A 1,990-nucleotide genomic window follows, 5' to 3' on the forward strand; every position below is an offset into this window, starting at 1 on the left:
TATCCCCCGCCGCATAAAGACGTCTTGCGTGACTTATCAGATATTTTTCCCAACACAAAGCTCTCTCAAGGGCATCTCTATTGATTTCAAAACGCCCGCCTTCACTCAATTCAAAAATCAACGCAAGACTTGCTATGGTCTTTGGCATTTTTAAAACATGCGATTGTAAGCTTTCTGAGTGAGAATCTTTCTTTATAGCTTCCTATTAAAGGAAAAAACAAAAAAATAACACTAACCATTTTAGATTTTCATAATGAAGAAAACTTTTTAATTTTTCTGTTAGTGATGAAAATATATTTCAAACAATAATGAATATATTTTCAATTAATTTAAGAGATCCATAATTATATTTCGAATACGAATTTGACATATACAAAGCTGACTTTAGACCTAGCTAAATATTGCTATGAAGAATACAAACAGAACTAAGAAAAAGATGTGTGAATAAATTAATGTAAAAAGCTTTATTATGAGTACGTTATTGAGTTAGAAATCTATGCCAATAGCTTTGGCTTGCATCTTTTCGTAGAGTTTTTGCATTGCCTTGATATTTTCTCTTCTTGCATCAATGATAGATTTTTCAATGTCTGTTAAACGCGCTTTGTCTAGATTTCCTAGCCTTGCATAATGGGATGCCATTGCTTGACGTGCTTCATCATAAGGCAAACCGCCTTTTCGATTTTTCGATAAACTATAAGCCTCATTTACTGTCTTATATTGCATAGGATCACCAACAAGCATCACGTGTTTTTTAACAACATCAATTTCAGTTAATGCTGTTTTAAGACTACCTGACATAGCTTTACTATTGGAATACCTAAATAAATCATTTTCCACGAGATCACGCTCCGTAGCAAGGAGTAACGATAAATCCCCACTTTTCCCAACATTACGAATATGATCGCATAAATCATTTCGTACACTATGTAATTTCTTACTTATAGCTACCTTGCTAAGGTTTTTTACATAGTTATCTTCTTGTGATAAAAATTGTTTTAATAAATCAACTTCCTTAAAAATGACGACCTCCTATCATAACACCTTTATCTAACCAATCTGGACCATATTCCTCATCCGCATTCTTTGTAGAAAATCCCATATCACGAATAAACTGTGCACCATTTTGAGATTTAAGAAATAAAAGTGTATGAGCTGGAAGCTCTGCCATTGCTAACCATTCCCATGCTGTTTTAGTGTCACGTGCTTTAGTTGCTGCCTGTGATTCAGCAGTATAAATACCATCCTGATCAAATCCGCCTGCTCGCAATTCCTCGCGTTCAGCATCAGTCATATAACTTTTGGGTAATTTCTTTTCCATAGGAAATTCCTTTCTGTAATTGTCTTAAAATATTAATCTAATGGTTAAATTTGATCAATTAAATTTCCTATGATTTTTTCAATTTGTTGTTTGAAATGAAAATAAGATAGCTGTTTTTATCTTTAATCATTTTGATTGTTTGTATCAAAGAAAATTATCGTGTTTTCTGATACTAAGATTACACTTAATTGACGATTTTTATTGAACATGACAAAATTTTACGCTTATTTACGTGTTTCTCGTGATTTGACAAGATACAGAAAATCAAAAACTTGGGTTGTTAGAATATACTAACAAAAAAGATTTTTCTCCACTCCATATTAAAAGAAAAACTATCAATAGAAGAAGAGTGGTGCAAACATAAGCTTGATACTTTAATAGAAAGAACAGAGCAGAAGAATTGTTATTGACACCTAAGTTTTCTCACGTAGCGGATTTTTTTAATATTTTAGAAATTTTAAAAGCCGCTAATTAGCATAGTTTATAAGATACGCTAATTTATTCAAGAGATAAGCTAGGCAATTGATCATCATGGGCAGGACAACGGGCACTTCCATAACGCCCATACCAAACCCCACGCAAGGCATTGGTGATGCCCCGAGCATTTATATAAGAAAACATGTTTTTTATCCTATGATATATTGCACCATAGGACGGATTTTGCTATTCATT

3 protein-coding genes and 1 pseudogene are annotated in these 1,990 nt (G+C 32.7%); all 4 read right to left on the reverse strand.

Translation table 11 applies throughout. The annotated features are described in order from the left end of the window. Positions 1-187 (reverse strand): annotated as a pseudogene (locus tag PVV65_RS09555) (DUF3987 domain-containing protein); the annotation flags it as partial. Between the two features lie 299 nt (positions 188-486). Beyond that, complete coding sequence (locus tag PVV65_RS09560) at positions 487-837, reverse strand: hypothetical protein (RefSeq protein WP_273755824.1); 351 nt, start codon at positions 835-837, stop codon at positions 487-489. Positions 838-1,012: 175 nt separating this feature from the next. Continuing rightward, positions 1,013-1,318, reverse strand: a complete 306-nt coding sequence (locus tag PVV65_RS09565) for a hypothetical protein (protein WP_273755823.1) — start codon at positions 1,316-1,318, stop codon at positions 1,013-1,015. A 498-nt stretch (positions 1,319-1,816) separates the two neighbouring features. Next, the gene (locus tag PVV65_RS09570; RefSeq protein WP_273755822.1) at positions 1,817-1,939 is read right to left on the reverse strand and encodes a hypothetical protein; all 123 of its coding nucleotides are present in this window, start codon (positions 1,937-1,939) and stop codon (positions 1,817-1,819) included. Positions 1,940-1,990 lie beyond the last annotated feature (51 nt).

It is taken from the genome of Bartonella sp. ML70XJBT, assembly GCF_028618425.1.
GTDB lineage: Bacteria > Pseudomonadota > Alphaproteobacteria > Rhizobiales > Rhizobiaceae > Bartonella.

Bases quoted from the DNA above. Each gene is read 5' to 3' on its own strand.
- PVV65_RS09565 (WP_273755823.1), bottom strand. From the start codon at position 1,318: ATGGAAAAGAAATTACCCAAAAGTTATATGACTGATGCTGAACGCGAG.
- PVV65_RS09570 (WP_273755822.1), bottom strand. From the start codon at position 1,939: ATGTTTTCTTATATAAATGCTCGGGGCATCACCAATGCCTTGCGTGGG.